25 protein-coding genes are annotated in these 22,698 nt (G+C 73.9%); 14 read left to right on the top strand and 11 right to left on the bottom strand.

All coding sequences use genetic code 11. The features are described from left to right. Together ACT01A_RS10425 and ACT01A_RS10420 are read right to left on the bottom strand one after the other, a co-directional pair. The gene (locus ACT01A_RS10425) at positions 1-648 is read right to left on the bottom strand and encodes a response regulator transcription factor (RefSeq protein WP_445152185.1); all 648 of its coding nucleotides are present in this window, start codon (positions 646-648) and stop codon (positions 1-3) included. Between the two features lie 5 nt (positions 649-653). Next, positions 654-1,325 carry a DedA family protein gene (locus ACT01A_RS10420; protein WP_445152184.1) on the bottom strand — a complete coding sequence of 224 codons (672 nt, stop codon included), beginning with the start codon at positions 1,323-1,325 and terminating at the stop codon, positions 654-656. 156 nt (positions 1,326-1,481) lie between these two features. Between ACT01A_RS10420 and ACT01A_RS10415 the strand changes: the two genes are divergently transcribed. The 3 genes from ACT01A_RS10415 (at position 1,482) to ACT01A_RS10405 (ending at position 5,181) form a co-directional block, all read left to right on the top strand. Further along, complete coding sequence (locus tag ACT01A_RS10415; protein WP_445152183.1) at positions 1,482-3,296, top strand: methyl-accepting chemotaxis protein; 1,815 nt, start codon at positions 1,482-1,484, stop codon at positions 3,294-3,296. Positions 3,297-3,361: 65 nt separating this feature from the next. Then, complete coding sequence (locus tag ACT01A_RS10410) at positions 3,362-4,381, top strand: FTR1 family iron permease (RefSeq protein WP_445152182.1); 1,020 nt, start codon at positions 3,362-3,364, stop codon at positions 4,379-4,381. 59 nt (positions 4,382-4,440) lie between these two features. Continuing rightward, a complete protein-coding gene (locus ACT01A_RS10405) occupies positions 4,441-5,181 on the top strand; it encodes a DUF2231 domain-containing protein (RefSeq protein ID WP_445152181.1) in 741 nt (246 codons plus the stop codon). Positions 5,182-5,240: 59 nt separating this feature from the next. On the opposite strand, the gene ACT01A_RS10400 is transcribed toward ACT01A_RS10405, so the two are convergent. After that, a complete protein-coding gene (locus tag ACT01A_RS10400; RefSeq protein ID WP_445152180.1) occupies positions 5,241-5,396 on the bottom strand; it encodes a hypothetical protein in 156 nt (51 codons plus the stop codon). A gap of 14 nt (positions 5,397-5,410) precedes the next feature. Here ACT01A_RS10400 and ACT01A_RS10395 point away from each other — a divergent pair, with 14 nt between their 5' ends. Then, positions 5,411-5,539 carry a hypothetical protein gene (locus tag ACT01A_RS10395; RefSeq protein WP_445152179.1) on the top strand — a complete coding sequence of 43 codons (129 nt, stop codon included), beginning with the start codon at positions 5,411-5,413 and terminating at the stop codon, positions 5,537-5,539. Positions 5,540-6,018: 479 nt separating this feature from the next. Here the strand turns inward: ACT01A_RS10395 and ACT01A_RS10390 are convergent, their stop codons facing one another. From ACT01A_RS10390 to ACT01A_RS10360, 7 genes are read right to left on the bottom strand one after another with little or no spacing between them, the layout of a single operon-like run. Continuing rightward, positions 6,019-6,378 (bottom strand): copper resistance protein CopC, encoded by a 360-nt coding sequence (locus ACT01A_RS10390; RefSeq protein WP_445152178.1) that lies wholly within the window; start codon positions 6,376-6,378, stop codon positions 6,019-6,021. A 23-nt stretch (positions 6,379-6,401) separates the two neighbouring features. After that, positions 6,402-6,749, bottom strand: coding sequence for a c-type cytochrome (locus ACT01A_RS10385; protein ID WP_445152177.1), 348 nt, complete (start codon positions 6,747-6,749; stop codon positions 6,402-6,404). Continuing rightward, positions 6,746-7,429, bottom strand: a complete 684-nt coding sequence (locus tag ACT01A_RS10380) for a YcnI family protein (RefSeq protein ID WP_445152176.1) — start codon at positions 7,427-7,429, stop codon at positions 6,746-6,748. Before ACT01A_RS10380 ends, ACT01A_RS10385 begins: the two co-directional genes overlap by 4 nt. A gap of 26 nt (positions 7,430-7,455) precedes the next feature. Next, positions 7,456-7,959 carry a hypothetical protein gene (locus ACT01A_RS10375; RefSeq protein ID WP_445152175.1) on the bottom strand — a complete coding sequence of 168 codons (504 nt, stop codon included), beginning with the start codon at positions 7,957-7,959 and terminating at the stop codon, positions 7,456-7,458. After that, the gene (locus ACT01A_RS10370) at positions 7,956-9,740 is read right to left on the bottom strand and encodes a copper resistance protein CopC (RefSeq protein ID WP_445152174.1); all 1,785 of its coding nucleotides are present in this window, start codon (positions 9,738-9,740) and stop codon (positions 7,956-7,958) included. The genes ACT01A_RS10375 and ACT01A_RS10370 overlap by 4 nt, the downstream gene beginning before the upstream one ends. Next, positions 9,737-10,456, bottom strand: a complete 720-nt coding sequence (locus ACT01A_RS10365; RefSeq protein WP_445152173.1) for a hypothetical protein — start codon at positions 10,454-10,456, stop codon at positions 9,737-9,739. The genes ACT01A_RS10370 and ACT01A_RS10365 overlap by 4 nt, the downstream gene beginning before the upstream one ends. A 48-nt stretch (positions 10,457-10,504) precedes the next feature. Beyond that, on the bottom strand, positions 10,505-10,825 hold the full coding sequence (locus tag ACT01A_RS10360; RefSeq protein WP_445152172.1) for a hypothetical protein: 321 nt from the start codon (positions 10,823-10,825) through the stop codon (positions 10,505-10,507). Between the two features lie 490 nt (positions 10,826-11,315). Here ACT01A_RS10360 and ACT01A_RS10355 point away from each other — a divergent pair, with 490 nt between their 5' ends. From ACT01A_RS10355 to ACT01A_RS10310, 10 genes are all read left to right on the top strand, one after another. Beyond that, on the top strand, positions 11,316-11,831 hold the full coding sequence (locus ACT01A_RS10355; RefSeq protein WP_445152171.1) for a DsbA family protein: 516 nt from the start codon (positions 11,316-11,318) through the stop codon (positions 11,829-11,831). Next, complete coding sequence (locus ACT01A_RS10350; RefSeq protein ID WP_445152170.1) at positions 11,828-12,874, top strand: hypothetical protein; 1,047 nt, start codon at positions 11,828-11,830, stop codon at positions 12,872-12,874. The genes ACT01A_RS10355 and ACT01A_RS10350 overlap by 4 nt, the downstream gene beginning before the upstream one ends. Continuing rightward, positions 12,793-13,071, top strand: coding sequence for a hypothetical protein (locus ACT01A_RS10345; protein ID WP_445152169.1), 279 nt, complete (start codon positions 12,793-12,795; stop codon positions 13,069-13,071). Before ACT01A_RS10350 ends, ACT01A_RS10345 begins: the two co-directional genes overlap by 82 nt. 68 nt (positions 13,072-13,139) lie before the next feature. Continuing rightward, positions 13,140-13,463 carry a hypothetical protein gene (locus ACT01A_RS10340; RefSeq protein WP_445152168.1) on the top strand — a complete coding sequence of 108 codons (324 nt, stop codon included), beginning with the start codon at positions 13,140-13,142 and terminating at the stop codon, positions 13,461-13,463. A 143-nt stretch (positions 13,464-13,606) separates the two neighbouring features. Continuing rightward, entirely contained in the window at positions 13,607-14,818 is a 1,212-nt protein-coding gene (locus ACT01A_RS10335; protein WP_445152167.1) for a hypothetical protein, read from the top strand. A 25-nt stretch (positions 14,819-14,843) separates the two neighbouring features. Then, a complete protein-coding gene (locus tag ACT01A_RS10330) occupies positions 14,844-16,346 on the top strand; it encodes a hypothetical protein (protein WP_445152166.1) in 1,503 nt (500 codons plus the stop codon). Beyond that, positions 16,343-16,711: a copper resistance CopC family protein gene (locus ACT01A_RS10325; protein ID WP_445152165.1), complete on the top strand. Its 369-nt coding sequence runs from the start codon at positions 16,343-16,345 to the stop codon at positions 16,709-16,711. Before ACT01A_RS10330 ends, ACT01A_RS10325 begins: the two co-directional genes overlap by 4 nt. Continuing rightward, positions 16,708-17,400, top strand: a complete 693-nt coding sequence (locus ACT01A_RS10320; protein ID WP_445152164.1) for a DUF1775 domain-containing protein — start codon at positions 16,708-16,710, stop codon at positions 17,398-17,400. Before ACT01A_RS10325 ends, ACT01A_RS10320 begins: the two co-directional genes overlap by 4 nt. Positions 17,401-17,416: 16 nt before the next feature. Beyond that, positions 17,417-18,334 (top strand): MbnP family copper-binding protein, encoded by a 918-nt coding sequence (locus tag ACT01A_RS10315; RefSeq protein WP_445152163.1) that lies wholly within the window; start codon positions 17,417-17,419, stop codon positions 18,332-18,334. Then, a complete protein-coding gene (locus tag ACT01A_RS10310) occupies positions 18,331-19,491 on the top strand; it encodes an MbnH family di-heme enzyme (protein WP_445152162.1) in 1,161 nt (386 codons plus the stop codon). Before ACT01A_RS10315 ends, ACT01A_RS10310 begins: the two co-directional genes overlap by 4 nt. A gap of 429 nt (positions 19,492-19,920) precedes the next feature. Here the strand turns inward: ACT01A_RS10310 and ACT01A_RS10305 are convergent, their stop codons facing one another. Then, the gene (locus ACT01A_RS10305) at positions 19,921-22,650 is read right to left on the bottom strand and encodes an AAA family ATPase (protein WP_445152161.1); all 2,730 of its coding nucleotides are present in this window, start codon (positions 22,648-22,650) and stop codon (positions 19,921-19,923) included. Positions 22,651-22,698: the final 48 nt, after the last annotated feature.

Here is a 22,698-nt window from a genome sequence, read left to right as displayed (position 1 = left end):
TTACCGAAGCTCGTAGCCCAACCCCCGACAGGTGCGGATCGCCTCCACCGCGCCGACGGCGCGGAGCTTGCGCCGAAGACGTGCCACGTAGGCGTCGAGCGTGTTGTCGGTGACCGTCGCGCCGCTAGGCCACCCCGCGGCGACGAGCTCGGCGCGCGTCACGACCTGCCCACGACGATCGGTGAGCAGGACCAGGATGCGGAACTCGGTCGGCGTCAGGGCGGCGCGGACGTCACCGGCGACGATCGCGCGCGCTGACCGGTCGAGGCGCGGCGCATCGTGGGCGCGCAGCTGCGTCAGGCGGCCAATGCGGACGAGAAGCGCGGCCAGCGGGAAGGGCTTGGCGAGGCAGTCGTCGCCGCCGGCCTCGGCGGCCGCCATCTGCTCCGCGGCCACGTCACCGGTGGCGAGCAGCAGGACGGGCGTGCGGACACCGTGCGCCCGGAGCGATCGGCAGACGTCGCGGCCGTCGGCGTCGGGCAGCCCGATGTCGAGGATCAGGACGTCCGGCGGGTCGTCGGTGAAGGCGGCGAGCGCGGCCGCGCCCGTCGCGGTCGTCCGAACGGTGAAGCCGGCCTGCTCCAGCGCGCGCTGCATCATGGTGCGAAGGGTCTCGTCGTCTTCGCAGATGCCCGCCGAGTCGCCCATCGCCGTCAGCCGCGCGCCGGCGTGGCTGCCCGCCGTCGCCGGATGAGGTACCCGATCCCGATGAGGATCCCGGCCACGAGCAGCACCTCGACGGCGGTGAAGGCATGGTGGACCTTGTCGTAGTTGTCGCCCAGCGCCCAGCCGGCGCCGGCGAACGCGAAGCACCAGAGCGCCGAGCCGGCGAGGGTCAGGAGCGTGTACGGGACCAGTGGGGTCTCGAACACGCCGGCCGGGATCGAGATGAACGAGCGGATCAGCGGCGTGATGCGTCCGAGGAAGACGGCGGCGCGACCCCGGCGATCGAACCAGCGTTCGGCGCGGGCCAGGTTGGCGGCGTTCAGGTGCAGCCAGCGGCCGTGGCGCTCGAGCAGGGGCCGCCCTCCCCAGCGACCGATGGCCCACCCGACCAACGAGCCGAGCAGGTAGCCGAACGTGCCCGCCAACGCGAGCAAGATGTAGCTCTCCAGCCCGGTGTGCAGGGTGCGGCCGAGCAGGACGGGATGGTGCGAGGAGATCGCGCCCGCGGCCAGCGCGCCGGCGTAGAGCATCGTCAGCTCGCCGCCGACGGGCAGCACGGCGTCGACCGCCATGATGATGAAGATCGCGTAGGCGCCGTGGCGACCGACGAAGTCGGTCAGCGTCGTGGTGATCGAGGCGAAGACGAGGTGCGCGGGCATAGGTGGTGCCTCAACGATGGGCGCTCGTACCTGACCGCTGCCTGAACACGGCGGGCCGTTGATGTCAAGCGGGGCGCGAGCGTGCCGACAGCCATGGATGACGTGTGGCGATCGGCGCCGCACGTCGACCCGAGCCTCCAGGAGCGCCTTCCTCCCATGCCCAACCTCTCCCTACGCGACGCGGGCCTGCGGGCCAAACTGCTCGGCGGCTTCGGCGTCGTGCTCGTCGTGCTCGCCGCGACGGTCGCCGTCGGCCTGACGTCGATGGGCCGCATGAGCAGCGTCCAGCGCGACACCGACCGGCATGTCGTGCCTCTGGTGGCGGCCGCGGGCGACGCGCGGGCGGCGTTCTCGGATGCGCATTACGCCGAGGCGGGCTACGTCCTCGTCGACGACGTCGAGCGCGGTGATTACCTCGCCGACCGCAAGGTCTTCCGTGAAGCGCTCGCGGCCCTGGGCCGGGAGGTCAACAGCGCCGCCGGGCGCTCCGCCTTCGCCGCCGTCCGCGCGGCCGATGTGCGCTTCGAGGCCCAGGACGCCCTCGTCCTCGCGCACTTGACCGCCGGCGATCGAGCCGGTGCGGCGCGCCTGGAGGTCGGCGCCGCCAACGACGCGGCAGACGGCGTCAGCGAGGCGCTGTCGAAGATGGTCACCGTCGCCCGTGGCGAGCAGGCCGCCGCCAGCAGCCGCTTCGCCGATGCCAAGCACACCGCCACGACCTTGACGCTCGTCGCTGCCGCCTTGGCGTTCCTGCTGGCCGCCGGGATCGCGTTGCTGCTGGCGCGCTCGATGAAGCGCCGCATCGACAGGATCCTCGCCACGCTGGCGACCGTGCGAGATGCCTGCGTGCGTCCGCTGCGCGACGGCGTCACCGCGATGGCGGCGGGCGATCTCACCCGCGCCGTGTCGGCCGATGTCGAGCCGTTGACGGACCGCTCGCGCGACGAGCTCGGCCAGGTCACCAGCGCGGTTGACGAGATCCGCGCCGACGCGCAGGCGACGGCCGAGGCCTATGAGAACACGCGCGCCTCGCTCGGCTCGCTCATCCGCCGCGTGCAGGACACCGCCGAGGGCGTCACCGACGCGTCGGCCGGCGTGGCTTCGGTCTCCGAGGAGGCCGGGCGCGCGGTCGCCGACGTCGCCCAGGCCGTCAGCGGCGTCGCGGAGGGCGCCGAGCGCCAGGTGCAGGCGCTGGCCAAGGCCGACTCCGGGATCCGCGAGATCGCCGAGGCGACGACCGCCTCGGCGGACGGTGCGCGCGAGGCGGCGCAGGCGGCGAGCGAGACGCGCGAGGCCGCGGCGCAGGGCGCGGCGTCGGTCGAGCGCGTCGACGGCGTCATGCAGGAGGTGCGCAGCTCGTCTGAGGAGGCGGCGCGGGCGATCGAGACGCTCGGCGCCAAGAGCGAGGAGATCGGCGGGATCGTCGAGACCATCACCACGATCGCGGCGCAGACCAACCTGTTGGCCTTGAACGCGGCGATCGAGGCGGCGCGCGCCGGCGAGCAGGGCCGCGGCTTCGCCGTCGTCGCCGACGAGGTGCGCCAGCTGGCGGAGGAGTCCCAGGACGCGGCGCGCTCGATCGGAGCGCTCATCGCCGAGATCCAGTCCAGCACCGCCGCCGCGGTCACCGTCGTGGCGGCGGGTGCCGAGCACAGCGCCGGCGGCGTGCGGACGGTCCAAGAGGCGCGGACCGCGTTCGCGCTGATCGCCGACCGCGTCTCGAACGTCAGCGCCCGGGTCGAGGGCATCGCCGCGTCGATGGCCCAGCTGGCTGACGGCTCGTCGCGGGTCAGCGGCGACATCGAGGCGGTCGGAGCGGTGGCCGAGCAGACCAGCGCGGCGACCGAGGAGGTCGCGGCCACCGCGCAGCAGACGGCGGCCTCGACGCAGGAGATCGCCTCCTCGGCGCAGTCGCTGGCGGCGGGCGCCGCCGAACTGCGTGCGATGGTGGCGCAGTTCACCGTCGCCTGACCGCAACCTGACTGCGAAGCGTCGTGAGTTAGGGCAGCCGAACACGACGGTGCTACGGTCCGGCCATGCAGTCTGCCGCCGTCGGGGTGAGTCGTCCCAACCACCGGCGCCTGGCCCTCTGGGTCGGGGCGCTGACGCTGCTGGCCGGCGCCGTCTACCTGATGGCGACGGCCAAGACAGGGCCGGTCGACCCGACCGAGGTCAGCGCGCCGGAGTCCCGCGGCACGGTCGTCTTCAACGCTTCGATGATCGTCTTCCGGGAGGGGCTGGAGGCGGTGCTGATCTTCGCCGCGATCACGGCGTCGTTCGTCGGCGCCAACGCGCATCGCAAGCGGCCGGTGATCGCGGGCGCGGCGGTGTCCTTCGGTGCCGCGATCGCGACGTGGTTCGTGGTGCAGGCGCTGCTGGACGCGGCCTCGCCGCTGGGGCCGCGGCTGGAGGCGATCACGGGGTTCATCGCGATCGTCGTGTTGTTGGTGGTGTTGAACTGGTTCGTCCACAAGGTCTACTGGACCGGGTGGATCGCCAAGCACCATCGCCAGCGGCGCAAGCTGCTGGGCATGGAGGTGGGCTTGAGCGCGACGTTCGGCCTGGTCGCGCTCGGGTTCACGAGCGTGTACCGCGAGGGCTTCGAGGTCGTGCTGTTCCTGCAGAACCTCGAGCTGAAGTCCGGCAGCGGCGTGGTGCTGGAGGGTGTGCTCATCGGCTTGGCGGCGACCGCCGCGGTGGGTGTGGTGACGTTCGTCGCCCAGCGCAAGCTCCCCTACAAGAAGATGCTGATCGCCACCGGCGTCCTGATCGGCGTCGTGCTGGTGGTCATGATCGGCGGCACCGCGCTGAGCTTCCAGGACCTCGGCTGGCTGCCGCGCCACGAGACGCCGTTCACCGTCCCGCAGTGGATGGGCTCCTGGTTCGAGATGTACTCCACGTGGGAGACGCTCGGCGCCCAGGTGCTGGCCGCCGTCTTCGTCATCGGCTCCTACTACGCGGCCGAGCGCATGAAGGTCAAGGCGCCGCTGGCCCGCGGCGAGCAGCCGGCGCGGCGCGCCGAGGCACCGCCCGAGCCGGTCTCGCAGCCCGTCTAGCCAGACGTCTCCCAGCGTTCAGGTGAGCGTCAGGTGCGCCGGCCTAGCGTCCGCGCACGATGCCCCACCTCTCCGAGCTGCACGGCGCGGCCACCCATCTGGCCGTCGTCGCGATCCCGCTGTTCGCGGTGCTGCACTTCCTGCGCCGCGCCGGCCGCGGCGGGCCCGCGGTGGTGGGCGCCGAGCCGTGGGCGCTGGGCGCAGCCCTCGTCGGCATCGCCGCGGCGGGCGTGACCGGGCTGCTCGTCTGGGGTCAGGCGCAGACGACGCTGCGCGGCCAGCACTTCCGGATCGGCAACGCGCACTTCTGGCTGGGCATCGCGGTCGCGGTGCTCGCGGTCGCCGCGGCAGGCGACTGGTATCGCGCCCGGCGCCGCGACGGCCCGGGGCACCGCCCGACGGTCGTGCCCGCGCTGGCGGTGCTGATCGTCGCGGGCGTCGTCGTCCAGGGCTACCTCGGCGGCCGGATGACCTACGACGACGGCGTCGGCGTCTACGACGGCGGGCAGATGGCCCAGACCGCGGCGGGCGTCAGCCGCCTGGATTCGGCGCTGGCCAAGGGGACCGATGCGGTCACGGCGGGCCGGATGGCGTTCTCGGCGCAGGGGCTGGGGTGTGCTCGCTGCCACGGCGACCTGGCCCAGGGGCTGCGTGGGCCGAGCCTCGCCGGAGGTCGCGAGGTCGCCGACTTCCGGCGGGTTCACGGTCACGGGCTGTTCTCCGCGCGAGCGGTCAGCGATGGCGATTTCGCGGCCATCGACGCGTGGCTGAAGACGCTGCCGCCGACGGGCCGGAGATGATGGTGGCCATGGACCTGCCGGCAGCCGGTGACGCGCGCCCGTGGCGAGCTCGGGACGACCTAGTTGGCATGCACGCGGGCCGCGAGCGCGCGGAAGATCGCGAGGTGGCGCTGGTACATGAGGCGGTACTTCTCGGCCAGCGCCCGCGGGCCGCTGAGACCGCCTTCACGGCTTTCGCCGTTGGCTGACTGGATGTCCATGATGTGGTCGCCCACCTCGAGCCGGGCATATGCCCGAAGGCAGCACCGGTGTGCTGGCTGGTATTGCCGATCTCGTGCTCCTGCAGCACGCTCGGCCTGCTGGGCACCTTGACGCCGAGGCGCTCGGCCATGGCCTGGACGGCGTGCAGCTCGCCTAAGTGATCGCGGACCATCACGCGTCCCGCCGTCCGGGCTTCGCGGGTGTGGCCCTTGCTTGCGGCGATCTTGATCTCGAAGTGGGCGCCTTCGGCGGTCTCGATGGGGAAGTGGCGATCCCAGCGCGGGACGCTGTTGGCCATGGCGGTGCTCGACAGCGCCAGCGTGAGCGCGGCGGCGAGGAGCAGGAGGAGACGGGCAGCGGGACATGCGACCGCGCTGCCCGCCGCGGCGCCGCGGCCACGCATCGGTCGACGTTCAGGGTGCGTTGTTGTTCCGCACCCTGCCCGGCGCGCTCGATACGGGCCGGCCCGGGTCATCCGAGCTCGTCTCGGCCGCGCTGCTCAGCCAGCTCGCGTCGCTGACCCTCAGCGACGCCGACGTCGAGCGCATGCTCGTGATGGCCGAGCGCTTGCTCGCGCAGCGGTCAGGGATCACCGTGTGGCATGGTCCTTCGCCGCGGCCGGCTGGGGAGCCGGCGCTACTTGGCCGTGAAGGACCAGGTGCCCGTCTCGGTGTCGCCGTCGTCGGCCTTGACGCGCCAGCTGACCTTGTACTTGCCGGCCGCGAGCGCCTTGGAGTAGGTCGCGCTCAGCACCGTCTTCTTGCGGTTGAGGCCGGAGGTCTTCGCGGTCACGGCCTGGCCGTTCTTGGTGATCGAGATCTTGCCCGTGATGACGGCCTCGCCGAAGGTGACCGCGACGCGCTTGACGTTGGACTTGGTCTTGCCGGGGCCGGGCGTGCGGGACTTGACGGGCGCGTGGGCGAAGGCGGGCGCGGCGGCGAGGCCGAGCGCGCCGGTCGCGGCGAGCGCGGCGGTGATGCGGGTGGGGGTGAACATGGTGGAGTTGCTCCTTGTTGGGGTCATTGCCGTACCGCCTGCGCGACGTAGCGCGCGACGGCCTTGATCTCGCTCGGTGAGAGCTGGTTGGCGAAGGCCGGCATCCCGCCGCCGCCGTGGATGACCTGCTTGGCCACGGCGGCCTGGGTGGCCTTGACGGTGTCGAGGTTCGGGCCGACCTGTCCCTTGGCGCCCGCGGCGGCGAGCGTGTGGCAGGTCGAGCAGCCGACGGTGGTGAAGATCGCCTGGCCTGACCGGGCCTGGGGTGCGGTGCGGGCGGTCGAGGACGTGCCGCCGCCGTCGCCGTCGCCACCGCCGCAGCCCGCGAGGACCGCGGCGGCGCAGAGCGCGATCAACGGCGGGCGGGTCACGCTGGCCGCCGCCGGGTGACGAGGGCCGCGCCGCCGAGCAGGACGCCGACGATGCCGACGACGAGCCCGGCGATGCCGAGGGTCTTGGAGGCGCTGTCGCTGTCGTCGCGAGCGGTCGCCGCGGGCGTCGAGGCCGCCGCGGTGGTGGACGTCCCGCCGGCGGCGGGCGCCGCCGCGTCGGTGACGGTGATCTGCGGCGCAGGGTGGTCGCTGTCGGCGGGGCCGATCCAGCGGACGACGTCGCCGTTGCTGTAGGTCTGCAGCGCCTTGAACGTCAGCTTGTCGCCTGCCTTGCCGGGGATCTGCACCGACAGGGGGAAGTCCTTGAACTGCCCGGCCTGGATGGCGTCCTTCTTGGAGTCGGCGGTGAAGGTGATGCGGCTGACCTCCTCGTCGATCGGGCCGTCGTCGGTCTCGATCGGCTTGGCCAGCTTCGACTTGATGATCTTGGCCGTCCAGCCGGGGACGGCCTCGTAGGAGGCGGCGGCGAACCCGTGCGGCAGTTGGACGTCGACCTTGGTGGTGACGGCGTCGTCCTGCTCGTTGGGCACGCGGACGGCCTCGAGCGTGAACGCGCCGGCAGGAGCCTGGTTGGGCTGCAGGGTGACGTGGGCCTGGGCGGCGACGGGCGCGCCGAGCAGGACGAGCGCGGCCGCGGCGGTGGTCAGGGTCTTGTTCATGGGGTCGCCGGTCTCCTTGATCGGGGTCAGACGGGTTGGGGGGAAGCGATGTCGGGATCGGTCGGCCGGACGCGGTGCCCGCAGCCGGGGGAGACCGCGGCGCCCTCGGCCTTGCCCGCGCGGCTGTTGGCGGTGATCTGGCCGATCAGCGCGATCGCGCGCGCCCGGTCACGTGCACGCGAGGCCTCTTGGAGGCGCGACACCAGCGACGCCTGGCGCAGCAGCCGGCGCGCGTAGGCGCGGATCGAAGCGGCATGGTCGGCGGGCGCGTCGAGGGCGAGCAGCCGGCGGGCGGTGTCGAGCGTGACGTCGACGACCTCGGGTCCGGCGGCCGCGATGCCCTTGACGTCGTTGAGCTCAGGCAGCGCGGCGAGGCGATCGTGGGCGGCGCGGCACAGCGCGCCGGCCTGGGCGCGAGTGTCGTCGGTCGCTCCGCGTGCGGAGCCGTCGTCGAAGATCGCCGAGCCGGCCAGCACGAGGACGCCGAGCAGTGCGAGCGCCAGGCCCGCGGGTGCGAGACGGCGCTTCATCGCACCTTGACCTCCAGCTTCTTGGTGTACTCGTCGAAGTCGCTGACGCGGACGGCGACCGTCACCGTCCAGGTGCCCGGCACCCCGAGCGTGAGCGCCGGGACGATGTAGTGGCCGGGGCCGGCCTTGCTGGCCGCCACGTCGCTGGCGCCGATGCCCTTGGCGGGCTGGGCGGCGCTGACGTCGACCTCCTTGGCGGAGTCGATCTGGGCGCCGGACTTCGGGTCGGTGAGGTAGAGGTGCAGCTCGTTGGCGCCGACCCGCGCGGGGTCGATCGTCAGCTGCATCTCCTGCGGCCCGATCCGCGTGGTCGTGTTGTAGGGGCCGCTGGTCTTCGCGGTGGCCGGCGCGTAGCCGGCCAGCGCGCCGGTGGTCGCCAGCGCGGCGGCGATCAGCAGGGCCTCGGCGCGCAGCGTCCGGCGCAGCACGATGCCGTCGGCGCCAGGCGTTCGGCCGGCGGCGACCGCGGCGCGCAGCCGCGGGATCGTCCGCTGCCGGTTGACCGCGCCGAGGCCGATGAGCACGAGCAGCACCATCAGCTTGATGAACGTCGCGCGGCCGAAGGCGGTGCTGAAGATCAGGTCGAGGTGGCGGATCTCGACGTAGGCCTGTAACAACCCGGTGATCAGCAGCGCGACGACGCCGGCCAGCGCGATCGCCGAGAAGCGCTGCAGCGTCGCGGCCAGCAGCGGCGTGCGCTCCTCGACCTCCAGCGCGCGCGTCGCCGCGGGCAAGGCCACCAACAGGACCGCGACGCCGCCGACCCAGGCGCTCATCGCCGCGACGTGCAGGACGTTGGCGGGGAAGAGGACGGCGACCGGGTCCTGCGTGGAGCCATGGCCCGAGAGCGCCGGCAAGAGCACCAGGAACGCGAGCGGGACGATGAGCGCGAGCGTCGCGGGGGAGCGGGTCGCGCGGGGGAGCGCGAGTCCGGTGGCGCCGACGGTGGCGGGGCGCAGGACCGGCGCGGCACGGCGCAGGCCCAGGGCCAGCGCGCCGACCAGCAGCCAGCAGATCTCGCCGATCAGCCACACGGTGCCGAAGCGGGTGCCGATCACGTCGCCGATCAGCCGCGGCTTCAGCGCGCTCCAGAACGTGACGCCCGCGCCCTCGGCGGCCTCGAGCGCCAGCGCGCACGCCGCGCTGACCGCGCCGGCGACGGCCGCGCCGCCGAGCAGCAGCCGCGTGCGCGCGGCGAACGCCTCGGACGCCGCGCGCCAGCCATCGCTCGCGCCGCCGACCGCGGCCAGCGCGCCGGACCAGACGACCAGCAGGAACAGCAGTGCGCCGGCGCCGACCGCGATCGCCGTGTACTGCACGGCGCGCGCGGCGGAGAACGCGACGCTGGTGACCGTGCCGGTCTTCGACGCGCTGAGCAGGTCCTCGACCGACTGCCCGCCTCCGGCGCTGGCGTGCCCGACGTTGAAGACGACGCCGCTGGAGACGATGTGGCTGTCGGCCGAGACGACGCGGTAGGTGGCGGTGTAGGTGCCGTCGGCCAGCCCGGACTTCAGGTGAACGCCGAGCTGCTTGCCAATGCCATTGGGATGGAAGGCGTCGCCCTGGTCGACGCGGTCGCCCTTGCTGTCGAAGACGCGGACGGCGCCGAAGTTGCCCTCGACCGCCTCGTCGAAGATGAAGACGACCTGCGCCGGCGCGTGGGCGACGGTCGCGCCGCGGGCGGGTGAGGTGCTCTGCAGCGTGGCGTGGGCCGACGCGGTCGCGGCCGCGATCAGCAGCGCGGCCAGCGCCGCGGCGAGGACGGGGAAGGCGCGCCTCACCAGGCCTCCGCCGGCGGGGCCTTGGGCGCGGTGGGCGTCTGGTCGTCGCTATCGCCATCGCCGCGGTCGCGCGCGTCGTCGGTGCGACGCCGGCGGCGGGTCAGCACGACCGCGGCGACGCCGCCGAGCACGATGACGACGAGCGCGGCGATCGCCCCCGCGGGCGGTCCGGAACTCTTCTGCGGCGACCACCAGTAGGCGCCCGTGATCGAACCCTTGTCGGCGCCGACCTTGATGGGGATGGTGTAGTCGGCGACCTTCTGGCGCTGGTCCTTGTCCTTGACCTGCGGCGGGGTGCCCTTGCCCATGTAGTGCATCCGGTGGTCGTGCCACTGGAAGCTGCCGGTGCGGTCCAGCGTCTTCCACTCCGGCGTGGCCTTGGCGTTGGCCGCGGATGGGACTTCGACGTTGGCGTAGCGGTCGTTGTTGAGGTAGTAGGCGGGCGACCTGAGGTTCTGCTGGACGGTGCCGTCGGCGAGGATCCGTGCGTAGGGCTCGTCCTGGTAGCCGTAGAGCAGCACGTCCTGCTTGGAGCGGTTGTCGAGCTGGAAGCGGTCGTCGCGGTTGAGGACCTGCAGCTTGACGCCGGCCACGTTCGGCGTGACCGCGCGGATGATCGACTCCATGTTGGGGTTGCCCTGGTGCGCGGAGGCGACCGGGGCGACGAGGGCGAGCGCGGCGAGGACGCCGAGCACGGCCCACGAGGGGCGACGCATGGGATGGGGCTCCCTGGATCGGGGCGGACAGGACTGCTGCGGTGGGCGCTACGCCGGAAGCGGCGGCGCGCGGCCGGCAAGACGCCGGGCGAGCAGGAGGCCGCCGCTGCGGTGGTGGGCGGCCAGGCGGCGGCGCACCCGCGGGGCAGCGCCCCGCAGGCGGCGCGGTGCCGGGCGGCGTGCCGCGGCGAGGCGCGCGATCGCCTGCTCGCCGACGTAGCGGCCGGCGACGAGCGCGAGCACGAGGCCGAAGACCGGGACCAGCGAGAGCCACAGGACGTCGAGCTCGGGCGCGGTGCCGTGGGTGAGCGCCCACGCGGCGATCAGCAGCGAGGCGAGCAGCAGCGGACGTGCGGCTCGGCGGGGCATTCCGAGGCCATCGTAGAACAACGACGCGCGGCAGGTCGACGGTCTAGGCTGCCGGGCATGGTCCTCCGCGTCGCGCGTCTGGCGTTCGCGTCGGTCGCCATGGGCGTCATGTTCGGCGCCGGGTTGGCGTTGGACGTGGAGACGACGCTCGGTCTGGCGCCGGTTCTGCTGATCGCCCTGCCGCTGCTGGCCGGGCGGTACCTGGGCGAGCGCGGGATCGCGCGGCTGGCCGCGGCACGGCGCCACCTGATGGGCCGGCGGCGTCCGCGAGCGGCGGTGGCGCGATCGCGCCGGCGCGACGGCGACCGCGCCGCGGCGCACGGCGGTCTGCTGCTGGCACGGCGCATGGCCGGGCGGGCGCCTCCGGGGCGCGACCGCGCCCCGATCCGCCCGACGACCATCTTGGAGGACTTGCCGTGCCGTGCCCTGTCCGTGACGCGCGCGACCGCTCAGCGCTCGCGCCGCACCGAACACCGACCCTTCGCCCGCCGTGGCCGCGGTGAGCGCCCGCCGTCGCTGGCAGACCGGTGGCGTGACCGTCCTGGCGTTGTTGGTGGTGTCGATCGCCGTCCTGGTCCTGCCCGACCTCGTCGGCCACGAGGTTCGCTCCGGCACGCTGCGGATCGAGCTGCGGCTGCTGACGTTCATCGGCGGCGACTCCGAGCGCGCGGCCCGCACGCTGCTGGCCGCCGGCGCCCAGGACCGGCTGTGGCCGCTGGCCGCGCTGATGGCGCGCTACCAGGGCGCCGAGAACAGCGGCTACGTCACGACCGCCTACCTGCGGCGGCTGGCGGGCGCGGTGCCCGGCCTGGACATGGCGCGGGTCGCCCGTGACGCGAGCGGCCCGCCGGTCAGCGCGCAGCTCGCCGCCGCCAAGCGCACCGCCCGGGCCGACGGCGTGCGCTCCACGCCATGGCTGCTGGCCGGACCGACTGGCGGGCGCCTGCGGCGCGTCGACGCCCGCCGTCCGTCGGCCGCCGACGTCCGCAAGGCGCTGGCGCGATGAGGCGGCGGCTCGCGCTCGGCGCCGCCGCCGGTTCGGTCGTGGCGGCCGTCGTCCTGCCCGCCTCGGCGCAGGCCCACGGGCTGGCCGGGCGCACCGACCTGCCCGTCCCCGGCTGGATCTTTACGTGGGCCGCGGCCGTCGTGCTGGTGGCGTCGTTCGTCGCGCTCAGCACCCTCTGGCAGACGCCGCGCCTGGAAGGCCGGCGCTCGCGCGCCGTCGCCCGGATCCCACCGGTCGCCGAGCCGCTGGCCGGCGCACTCGGCGTCCTCGCCTTCGCGGGCCTGGTCTACAGCGGGCTGGCCGGGTCCCAGGAGCCGCTGGCCAACATCCTGCCGACGTTCGTCTTCGTGGTCTTCTGGGTCGTGATCCCGGTGCTCAGCGTCGTGCTGGGCGACGTCTTCCGCCCGCTGAACCCCTGGCGCGCCGTCGGCCGGCTGGTCGTGCGCCGGCCTGCCCCGCTGACCTATCCCCGGTGGCTGGGCCGATGGCCCGCGGCCGTCGGGCTGCTGGCCTTCGCGTGGCTGGAGCTGGTGTGCGTCACGCGCGACGACCCGTCGCTGCTGGCGTGGCTGGCCATCGCCTACATGTCGCTGCAACTCATAGGCATGGCGCTGTTCGGCGTCGCGACGTGGTGCGAGCGCGCCGACGCGTTCGGCGTCTACTTCGGCATCGCCGCGCGGCTGGCGCCGCTGGAGGTCCGCGACCGGCGGCTGCGGGTGCGGCCGGTCCTCTCCGGGCTGACCGCGCTGGAGCCGCTGCCGGGAACGGTCGCCGTGGTCTGCGTGTTGATCGGGTCCACGAGCTTCGACGGCGCCGCCAACGGGTTGTGGAAGCAGGTCGGGCCGTCGATCACGCGCGGCTTCGCCCACCTCGGCGCCGGTCCGGACGCGGCGGCGCAGCTGGCCGGGACGGTCGGCCTGCTGGCCGCCGTCCTGCTCGTCGGCGGGGCCAGGGCCAGGCGATGCCGGCGCTGCTGTCGGATCCGCTCGGCGACGGCTCCGACCTGCTGGGCACCGCGCACGACACCATCAACTACAACCTGATCTCGGCTTCGGCGATCTGGTACGTCCAGGTCGGCGCGCTGCTCGTCGGTCATATCGGCGGGCTGGTGCTCGCGCACGACCGCGCGCTGCTGCTGTTCCGCGGCCGCGCGGCGGTCCGCTCGCAGTACTGGATGCTGGCCGTGATGGTCGGCTTCACGAGCCTCGGCCTATGGCTTCTGTCGACGGTCAGCACGTGAACGACGCTCGGCACCCTGCCGATCGGTCGTGGTCGTCGAGCGGTCGGTCCTGTAGGGTCATCGCCCGAATGCGCCGGCCCTCGCCACGCCAGACCCGCTTCGCGCTGTTGAGCGCGCTGGTCGTCGTGGCGTTGTTGGTGGCCGACGTCTCGCCCGCCTTCGCGCTGAGCATCGTCCCGGTGCTCGCGCTGGTTGGCGCGCTGATCTTCGGGGCGTTCCCCGGCGAGCAGCTGATCGACCGCCTGCGGGAGCGGCGCGCCGTCCCGGCGCGCCACCGCCGCGCGCTGCGCGTCGCCCGGATGCGGCGCGCGGAGTACGTGCGCCCCGTCGGGCGCGCCGCCGCGTTCGCGCTCGCCATGCGGCCGCCCCCGGCGACCGCCGCCCGCGCCTGATCTGACGTCCGACGCGCCCTGGTGGCGCTGCGGCCCGAAGGCGCCTCGCTGTCCGCTCGGCGGCGCCTGAACGCGCGTCGCCGTACCCCGCGCGTTCGCGCGCCGAGGCCATCTCCCATATGTCGCGAAAGGAGGCGGCGCCCTTGCGCGCTCCCTTCACCGCAGCGCTCGCGTCGCTGCTCGCCGCGATCGTCGCCGCCGTCCCGGCCCATGCCGCCGACGGCCCGGCGCCGACCGCGTCCTGCACCGGCGCACCCCAGATCACCGACGCCTCCGGCGACGGGCACCACACGACCACCGACGTCCTGTCGGCCTGGCTGACCGAGGGCGCCGGGCGCCTGCAGGCCGTCGTCCAGGTCCGCTCGGGCGCCTTCGCGCCCGAGCACGGCGACGCCGAGGTCAACGGCTCCGGGTTCGCCATGGTCTTCACCGTCGGCGGCGCGACCGGCTACGTCCGCACGCGCGCCGCGCCGGACGGCTCGTTGACCTATGACTACGGCACCTACGCCAACGGCGCGTTCACCAGCGCCGGGGCGACGACCGGGTCGGTCGTGCACTCCGCCGGCGCCGGGACCACGACGATCGACGTCCCGGTCGCCGCGCTGGGCATCGTCGCGGGCACCGTCCTGAACGGCCCGTACGTGCTGACCTACGACGGCATCTCCGGCGGCGTCCCGGACTGGGTCGACCACGCGCCCGGCGGCGTCGACCCGTCCGACTCCGCCCGCGGCGCGGACTACACCGTGAGCGCCTGCGGCGGCGCGGGCGGCGGGACCGGAACGGGCGGCGGAGGCGGGGCCGGCGGCACCGGGACGGGCGCCGGCAGCGGCACGTCGGCCACCACCGCGGTCGTCCTGTCGGCGCCGACGAAGCGCACCGGCAGCGGGCGCGTGCTCGTCACCGGGCGGGTGATCCCGGCGCGCGTCGGGATCGCCGTCGCGATCGCGCGCAAGACCCGCGCCGGGACCAAGACCGCGCACGTCACCACCGACGCCGACGGCGAGTTCGCGCTGACCGTCGCGCTGAGCGAGACCACCGACCTGCGCGCGACCGTCGGCGGCATCCGCTCGGCGACGCGCACGGTCACGCTGCGCTCGCGCACCACGGTCCGCGTCCGGCGCAGCCGCGCCGGGACCGTGACGCTCACCGGCACCGTGTCGCCGGCGGTGCCCGGCCGCGCGCTGCTGCTGGAGGTCGGCTCGCCCGACACCACCGCCTCCCGCGCGGTGTCCAACGGCCGCTTCACGTTCCGCTTCAAGAAGGGCCACGTGCCGCGCGGCCGCTTCCAGATCGTCTTTGTCCCCTCCAAGGAGCGCGCCGAGCGCTCCACCTCCCGCGCCGTCCGGCTCGGCTGAGACCCCCGTCAGGAGCAACCACACCATGAACCGCAGGACCCTCACCGCAACCGTCGTCGCCCTGGCCGCGCTCGCGCTGCCGGCCACCGCCTCGGCGCACCCCGGCTGGTACTTCATCAACGCAAAGCAGGGCAAGAAGCCTGAGATCCAGACGATCACGCTGTCGGGCGGCAGCTGGAAGCCGTCCGCCGGCGCCCCGACGCTCCCGGACACCGCGACCGCCGCGCAGGTCCAGGCCGCGCTGCAGTCCGACCTGGCGATGATCCCGGCCAATGGCGGCACGCCCGCCGTCCCGGGCTACGACAACGTCCGGGTGGCCGGCAACGCCGGCGGCCCCTACACGGTGACGTTCGTCGGCACGCAGGCCACGGTCAACGTGCCGCTGCTGGTCGCCACCAACGCCAACGTGGTCGAGACCCAAGCCGGCGGCGGCGCCAACGTCACCTACGCCGACGACCCGACCGGCGCGACGCTGGGCGAGCAGCTGCAGGCGGTCGTCGCCAACGACGGCTACACCTACGGGTTCCGCGAGACCAACGGCATCGGCCCGGTGGCCGACGGCACGGCCTACACCGGCGGTGGCGGCGCGCTGTCCTACACGGGCGCCGGCATGATCAACCTCAGCAAGCAGCTGCCCGGCACGTACCGCGGCACGATGACGCTGCTGCAGAAGCTCGAGTACCCGGCCGCGCAGACCGGCATCCAGGTGCACGCGACCTGCCAGGGCGTGGCGGCGCTGGAGAACCCCGACACGATCGCCGCAGTCTGGGATCGCCCCGACCACGACCCGTTCTACAACTACATCCCGTGGCAGAAGGACTCCGCGGGCCTGGGCGACGAGCCCGAGACGTGGCTCGGCGCGGTCAAGACCGCCACCGGCGTGGACCTGTCGACGCTGAACACGGTGCAGGACTTCACCACGGCATGCACCACGCTCGGCGGGACCTACTTCCCCGCCGACACCAAGTCGGCCACGGCGACGGCGGCGATCGCCGACGCCGTCGACGCCGCGACCGCGCCGTTGAACACCAAGATCGACGCGTTCACCACGCAGGTCGGCGACATGACCACGCAGATCTCGTCGCTGACCGGCACCAAGGACACGCTGGCCGCCACCAACGCGAAGCTCACCGCCGACCTGGCGGTCGCCAACGCGGCGCTGGCCGCTGCCAAGGCCCAGACCCCGGCGTCGGTGACGCCCGCGGCGCGCAAGCTGCACCTCACGCTCGGCTCCCGCAGGCTGTCGCTGTCGGCGCCGACCTCCGCGCTGGTCACCGGCGTCGCCGGTCAGCCGGCCACGGTCAAGCTGACCGTCAGCGCCTCGGTCGCCAAGGCGCTGAAGCTCAAGTCGAGCACGCTGGGCAAGGCCACCAAGAAGATCGACGACCAGGGCGCCGCGCTGGCCATCGTCAAGATCTCCTCGGCGACCGCCAAGGCGCTGAAGAAGGCCACGGGCACGGTGCCGGTCACCGCGACGGCGACCGCCGGCAGCGAGACGGCCACCGCGAAGGCCTCGGTGGCGTCGTGATCGCCCGGACCGCCTCGGCCCTGACGGCGACCGCCCTGGTCCTCGCCGCCACGGCCGCGCCCGCGCTGGCCCACGTCCAGCTCCAGTCCTCCAGCCCCAAGGACAAGGCCAAACTGTCCAAGGCGCCGTCGTCGGTGTCGCTGACCTTCAGCGGCCCGATCCGGTCCGGCACGCTGAAGGTCACCGGGCCGGGCGGCAAGAAGGTCTCGGTCGGCAACGGCGGCCGCGACCCGCGGCTGATCACCCGGCTGACCGTGAAGCTCAAGCCCGGGCTGAAGGCCGGCAAGTACACGTCCAAGGCGAAGATCGTCGCCGCCGACGGACACAAGGAGTCGTGGACGCTGACGTTCACGGTTCGCACGTGATCCTACGCCGCACCCTTGGCGTGCTGGTCGCCGCCGTCGCCGCGCTCGCGGCGACGGCGGGGCCGGCCTTCGCGCACATCCAGATCAGCCCGGGTGTCGTCGCGCCAGGCGACTCGGCCAAGTTCACCGTGTTGATCCCCGGCGAGAGCGAGGCCGAGACGACCAAGGTCGAGCTCAAGGTCCCGTCCGGCGTCCTGCCGTTCTCCTATGAGAACACGCCGGGCTGGAAGCGCACGCTGGTCACCGCCTCCAACGGCTCCGTCGACCGCATCGTCTGGACCGGCCGCCTCCCGCACGACGGCTTCGCGGAGTTCTCGTTCCTGGCCGGGATGCCCGAACAGCCGGGCACCCTGAGCTGGAAGGCGCTGCAGACCTACTCCGACGGCAAGGTCGTGCGCTGGATCGGCACGCCCGACGCCGACCACCCTGCCCCGACGACGACGATCGAGAAGGACGCCGCCCGCCAAAACGCCGGCGGCGAGAGCGCGGCGGCCGGCGGCGGGACCGCGACCACCGCCAAGTCGACCGCCGACACGGCCGACGCCGCGCCGACCGCGCCGGCCACCGTCGGCGACGAGGGCTCGGATGCCGATTGGGTCGCCCGCGGCCTGGCGATCGCGGCCCTCCTCGCCGTCGCGGCCGCTGCCTTCGCGCTCGGCCGCCGCACCACCAAGACCACCTCCACCTGACAAGGAACCCATCACCATGCACACGCTCTCCGCCACCCTCGTCTCCGCCGCCGCGCTGGCGCTCGCGGCGGCCGCACCCGCGGCCGCCCATGAAGGTCACAGCAAGAAGGTCGACGTCACGTTCGCCGCCGTCGCCGGCGATCAGCCGGTCGCCTGCGGCTCGCCGGTCGCAGGCCTGGGCATGAACGCCCAGAGCGCGCAGATCAAGGACCTGCGCTTCTACGTCACCGACGTCAAGCTGATCCGCAGCGACGGCAAGGGCGTCGCGGTCAAGCTGAGCCCGTCGTCCTCGCAGCTGGTGCGCAAGGCCGGGTCGGTCACGCTCATCGACCTCGAGAACGGCACCGGCGCGTGCGCCGAGGAGGGCACCAAGGCCACCAACGCCCATGTCCGCGGCACCGTCCCCGAGGGCAAGTACAAGGGGTTGAGCTACAGCGTCGGCGTCCCGTCGGCGCTGAACCACACCGACCTGGCCGCGGCGCCGTCGCCGCTGAACCTCGCGGCCATGGGCTGGTCGTGGCAGGTCGGGCGCAAGTTCCTCAAGATCGAGACCGCCGACCCGTCGTTCATGGTGCACCTGGGCAGCACGGGCTGCACGGGCAACCCGGCCAGCGGCGCGAAGGTCAGGTGCACGAGCTCCAACCGCGCCGCGGTCAAGCTGAAGTCCTTCGACCCGTCCAAGCAGAAGGTCGCCGTCGACGTCAAGCAGCTGCTGTCAGGGACGATGCTGACCGCGGCGAGCACGCCGATGGGCGGCATGACCGCGACCGCGGCGCAGATGGACATGGACATGTCCAGCGCCTGCATGTCGGGCCCGGGCGAGAAGACCTGCGGCTCGATCTTCGATGAGCTGGGCATCGGCTGGAGCGACACCGCCGGCGGCGGCGCCGCCTCGTCCGCCAAGCAGAAGGTCTTCCGGGGGATCAAGCGATGAGCCGTCGCGCCGTCGCGCTCGCGCTGCTGGCCTGGGCGGGCGCGGCGGCGCTGAGCTTGTACTACATGTCGGCCACGGGCGAAGCCGCCCGGACGCCGTCGGCCGGCTATGCGTGGAACCTGCCCGACGGCTTCCCGACGCCGCGCACGCCGAAGGCCAACCCGATGACCAAGGCCAAAGCCGAGAACGGCCGGCGGCTGTTCTACGACGTGCGCCTGTCGGGCAACCAGACGCAGTCCTGCGCGTCCTGCCACCAGCAGGACAAGGCGTTCACCGACGGCCGCGCGCAGGCGATCGGCTCCACCGGCCAGGTCCACCCGCGCGGCGCGCTGTCGCTGGTCAACGTCGCCTATGACTCGACGCTGACCTGGGCCAACCCCGCGCTGGTGACGCTCGAGTCCCAGATGCTCGTCCCGCTGTTCGGCACCCAGCCTGTCGAGATGGGGATCACCGACGCCAACAAGCGCGCCGTCCTGGCCCGTATCCAGAAGGACCCCTGGTACGCCAAGCAGTTCCGCAAGGCCTTCCCCGACCTCAAGAAGCCGATCAGCTGGACGACGATCATCCGCTCGATCGCCGCCTTCCAGCGCAGCATCATCTCCGCCGACTCCAAGTACGACCGCTATCTCCGCGGCAAGGTCGAGCTCACCGGCGCCCAGCGCCGCGGCATGGACCTGTTCATGGGCGAGCAGGCCGAGTGCCACCACTGCCACGGCACCTTCATCTTCAGCGACCAAGCCACCTACGCCGGCGCCCCCGACGAGAAGCCGCTGTTCCACAACACCGGCCTCTACAACGTCGGCGGCACCGGTGCCTTCCCCGCCGACAACCAGGGCGTCTTCGCAGTCACCGGCCGCCCGCAGGACATGGGCCGCTTCAAAGCGCCGACGCTGCGCAACATCGCGCTGACCGCGCCCTACATGCACGACGGCTCGATCCCGACGCTGGAGGCCGCCGTCGACCACTACGCCAACGGCGGCCGGAACGTCACCAGCGGGCCATACGCCGGCGACGGGCGCGCCAACCCCTACAAGGACCCGCTGATCGAGAGCATCGACCTGACCGACCGCGACAGGGCCGACCTCGTCGCATTCCTGAAGACCTTGACCGACCGCTCCGTGACGACCAACCCGCGGTTCGCGGATCCGTTCCGCTGACCGGCGCCCGTGCTCAGCGGGCGGGCGCAGAAGCGGCCCGACGCGTGGCGAGCGCGATGAGCCAGGTGACGGCTAACAGGGCGGCGACCGCGTAGCGGCAAGGTTGAGCTCCAGTGCCGTACTCGCTCGTGAGCATGGTGAACATCGCGACGCGGTTCCGGCCATGCTGGCCGCCGACTTCCCGCGCGAGCCCGACCATGAGGGCCTCTATCACGAGGCGTGGGTCGAGCTACTGGCGCTCGGGCACTCGGCCGCTCCACCGGCGCGGTAGCCAACTGCATGGCACGCCTGACCAAGACCCGCAAGCCGTGACAGCCGACCCGGCAACAATCCAGCGGCATCGACACCGCCGGCAACGTCGAGCGCAAGAACCGCGGGCACAACCTGCTCGTCCTCAGGATCGCCGGGTAGGCGCGCGCTTCGCAGCGGTCAATCCACCGGGTCGGTGAGAACGCGAGCGGCCAGCTCTGACCGCGAGCGCACGCCGAGCTTGCGGAAGATCTGGCGCAGGTGGTATTCGACGGTGCGCCGGGACAGGAACAGCGCGGTGGCGACCTCGGCGTTCGTGGCGCCGCCGGCCACGAGCGCGCAGACCTCGCGCTCCCGCGCGGTGAGGGTGACGCCGTTGAGCGCGGGCGCGCCGGCGCCCGCGTTCGCCGTGCTGCCCACGGGTCCGCCCGCCGCCGCCAGCTCGGCGGCAGCGCGATCCGCCCAGCGCACCGCGCCCTGCGCGCGGAACGTCGCCTCGGCCTCGGCCAGCAGCGCCCGCGCCTCGGTGCGCCGCCGTGCCCGTCGTAGCCGCTCGCCGAAGATCAGCCGCGTGCGGGCCTCCTCGAACGTGAACCGCACGCGCGAGTGGGCGGCCAGCGCGGTGGCGAGGTGCTCGTCGATCGCGTCGTTGCCGTCGAGCAGCGCGGCGTAGCGCGCGGTCGCGGCGGTGGCCCACGCGCCGCCGGTCAGCTCGGCGCCGGCGCGCAGCTCGGCGAGCATCCGCGCGGCGTCGTCGAGGCGGCCGGCGCGGGCGTAGGCCTCGGTCAGGTCGCTCTCGTTGAACATGTAGCCGGGGTCGTGCGCCCCGAAGCGCAGGCGGTACTCGCGGCCGCGCTCGAGGTGGTCGATCGCCGCGACGAGGTCGCCCTTGGACAGCGCGAGCATGCCTAGCACCTGCTCGGAGACCGCGCGGTGCGAGTAGATCCCGAGCCGCTCGCAGATCGCCCGCGCGGTGGTCGCGTTGGCGACGCAGACGTCGTCCTCGGCGAGGTAGGTCCCGACGAACGCGCGGGTGTTCAAGGTCAGTGCCTGCAGGAAGTCGCCGATCGCCTCCTCTCCCAGCGCCGCCGCCTCCTGGGCCAGCTCGCGCGCGCCGCGGAAGTCGCCCTGCCGGGCGTGGACGCTGGCCAGCACGACCAGCGGGAACGCGAGCGGCATGACCGCGCCGCGCTCGCGCAGCGTCGCCACCACGGGCGCGATCAGGCGGACCGCCTCGTCCTGCTCCTCCATCCAGTGCAGGCACATGCCCGCCAGCGCGATGACCTGGTGGCCGGGCGCGCCGGGGTCGAGCCTGAGGATCTCGTCCATCCGGGCGCCGATCGCCGTGCGGGCGAAGCCGTGCTGCCCGGCGACCGCGCGGGCCGAGGCCTCCATCATCGCCGGGACGAGGTCGGCGCCCGGCCCGGCCAGCTCCCGCGCGCGGTCGGCGATGCGCGCGATCAGCCCGGTCGGGCCGGCGCCCATGAGCGCGATCGAGGCCTGGGTGAGCAGCACCGCGGCGCGACCGGGGTCGGTGGCAGCGATGCGGTCCGCCTCGGCCTCCAGCAGCGCATGCGCCTCGGCGGGCCGCCCGGCCTGCGCGGTGGCCGCGCCGACGAGCAGCTGCGTGTCGGCGCGCGCCGCCGAGTCGGGCGCGGGCGGGAGCCCGGACGCCAGCGCCAGCGCGGTCTCCGGTCGGCCGGCGACCAGCGCGAGGTGGCCGGCGGCAAGCGCGCGGGCGCGGGCGCGGACCGGGTCCGGGGTGAGCGCGGCGGCGCGCTGCGCGGCGTGCAGCGCGGTGCCGGGCGCGCCGCGGGCGGCGGCGTCGTGGGCGGAGCGCTCGAGCACCGCGGCGAGCTCCTCGTCAGGCCGGTCGGCGGTGATCGCCAGGTGCCAGGCCGCCTGCGACGGCGGGAGCGCGGCGGCCAGCGCCCGGTGCGCGGCGCGGCGGTCGCTGGGCCGGGCGGCGTGGTAGACGGCGGCGCGCGCCTCGGGGTGGGTGAAGCGCACGAAGCGCTCGTCGAGCAGGACGAGGCCGTCGTCCTCGGCCGGGTCGAACGCCCCGAGCCCGCTGCCGGACGCCGCGAGCGCGGCGGCCAGCGGCGCGGTCGCCCCGTCGCCGCTGGCGGCGGCGAGCAGCACGGCCGCGCGCGTGGCGCCGGGCAGCCGGGCCAGGCGCGCGGCGTAGGCGTCGGTGAGCCGCCCGCCCGCGGGCAGCAGGTCGGGCAGCGCCTCGCCGCCGGAGCGCTGGGCGACGGTCAGCTCCGCCGGGCCTTCGACGAGCGCGAGCGGATTGCCGCCGACGGCCTCGACCAGCGCCTCGGCGACCGCAGGCGCAACGCCGCCGCGCCGCGCGAGGTCCAGCGCGTCGGCGCGGCGCAGCTCCTCGACGGCCAGCGTGGGCAGCTCCGGCCAGTCGGCCAGGGGCTCACCGCGCAGCGAGCGGACGACGAGCACCGCCACCCCGAGGCGCTCGGCGCGGCGGGCCAGGAACGCGATCGCCTCGCGCGAGGACGCGTCGAGCCACTGCACGTCGTCGACCGCGACGACGAGGGGAGCGAGCGCGCCGGCGAGCGCGGCGAAGGCGTGCAGGACGGTGCCGCGGTCCAGGCCGGCGGGCTGGTCGTCGAGGGCGAGCGCTCCGCGCAGCGCGTGCCGCTGCGTCGCGGGGAGCGCGTCGACCTCGGCCAGCACCGGGTCCAGCAGCTCGCGCAGGCCCGCGAACGGCAGCGTGATCTCGCTCTGGACGCCGATCGCGCGCAGCACGCGGCGGTCCGGGTCCGCGATCGTGGCGTCCAGCAGCGCGCTCTTGCCGACGCCGGGGCGCCCGGCGATGACCAGCGCGCCGCGTCCTCCCTCGACGAAGGCCCGCAGCCGCTCCCGCTCGGCATGGCGTCCGATCAGCTCCACCGGGCGGGAACGGTACCGGCGCGCGGAAGGCGCCATCGTGTCTCCTGC

Source organism: Baekduia sp. Peel2402 (assembly GCF_052567285.1).
Note: the sequence above shows the minus strand (reverse complement) of the source record. Positions and strands in the feature narration are given on the sequence as shown.

What these genes read in the sequence shown, in the direction of transcription:
- ACT01A_RS10425 (WP_445152185.1), bottom strand. Translation starts at nt 648, where the DNA reads ATGGGCGACTCGGCGGGCATCTGCGAAGACGACGAGACCCTTCGCACC.
- ACT01A_RS10420 (WP_445152184.1), bottom strand. Translation starts at nt 1,325, where the DNA reads ATGCCCGCGCACCTCGTCTTCGCCTCGATCACCACGACGCTGACCGAC.
- ACT01A_RS10415 (WP_445152183.1), top strand. Translation starts at nt 1,482, where the DNA reads ATGCCCAACCTCTCCCTACGCGACGCGGGCCTGCGGGCCAAACTGCTC.
- ACT01A_RS10410 (WP_445152182.1), top strand. Translation starts at nt 3,362, where the DNA reads ATGCAGTCTGCCGCCGTCGGGGTGAGTCGTCCCAACCACCGGCGCCTG.
- ACT01A_RS10405 (WP_445152181.1), top strand. Translation starts at nt 4,441, where the DNA reads ATGCCCCACCTCTCCGAGCTGCACGGCGCGGCCACCCATCTGGCCGTC.
- ACT01A_RS10395 (WP_445152179.1), top strand. Translation starts at nt 5,411, where the DNA reads ATGCCCGAAGGCAGCACCGGTGTGCTGGCTGGTATTGCCGATCTCGTG.
- ACT01A_RS10390 (WP_445152178.1), bottom strand. Translation starts at nt 6,378, where the DNA reads ATGTTCACCCCCACCCGCATCACCGCCGCGCTCGCCGCGACCGGCGCG.
- ACT01A_RS10380 (WP_445152176.1), bottom strand. Translation starts at nt 7,429, where the DNA reads ATGAACAAGACCCTGACCACCGCCGCGGCCGCGCTCGTCCTGCTCGGC.
- ACT01A_RS10375 (WP_445152175.1), bottom strand. Translation starts at nt 7,959, where the DNA reads ATGAAGCGCCGTCTCGCACCCGCGGGCCTGGCGCTCGCACTGCTCGGC.
- ACT01A_RS10365 (WP_445152173.1), bottom strand. Translation starts at nt 10,456, where the DNA reads ATGCGTCGCCCCTCGTGGGCCGTGCTCGGCGTCCTCGCCGCGCTCGCC.
- ACT01A_RS10360 (WP_445152172.1), bottom strand. Translation starts at nt 10,825, where the DNA reads ATGCCCCGCCGAGCCGCACGTCCGCTGCTGCTCGCCTCGCTGCTGATC.
- ACT01A_RS10350 (WP_445152170.1), top strand. Translation starts at nt 11,828, where the DNA reads ATGAGGCGGCGGCTCGCGCTCGGCGCCGCCGCCGGTTCGGTCGTGGCG.
- ACT01A_RS10345 (WP_445152169.1), top strand. Translation starts at nt 12,793, where the DNA reads ATGCCGGCGCTGCTGTCGGATCCGCTCGGCGACGGCTCCGACCTGCTG.
- ACT01A_RS10340 (WP_445152168.1), top strand. Translation starts at nt 13,140, where the DNA reads ATGCGCCGGCCCTCGCCACGCCAGACCCGCTTCGCGCTGTTGAGCGCG.
- ACT01A_RS10330 (WP_445152166.1), top strand. Translation starts at nt 14,844, where the DNA reads ATGAACCGCAGGACCCTCACCGCAACCGTCGTCGCCCTGGCCGCGCTC.
- ACT01A_RS10315 (WP_445152163.1), top strand. Translation starts at nt 17,417, where the DNA reads ATGCACACGCTCTCCGCCACCCTCGTCTCCGCCGCCGCGCTGGCGCTC.
- ACT01A_RS10310 (WP_445152162.1), top strand. Translation starts at nt 18,331, where the DNA reads ATGAGCCGTCGCGCCGTCGCGCTCGCGCTGCTGGCCTGGGCGGGCGCG.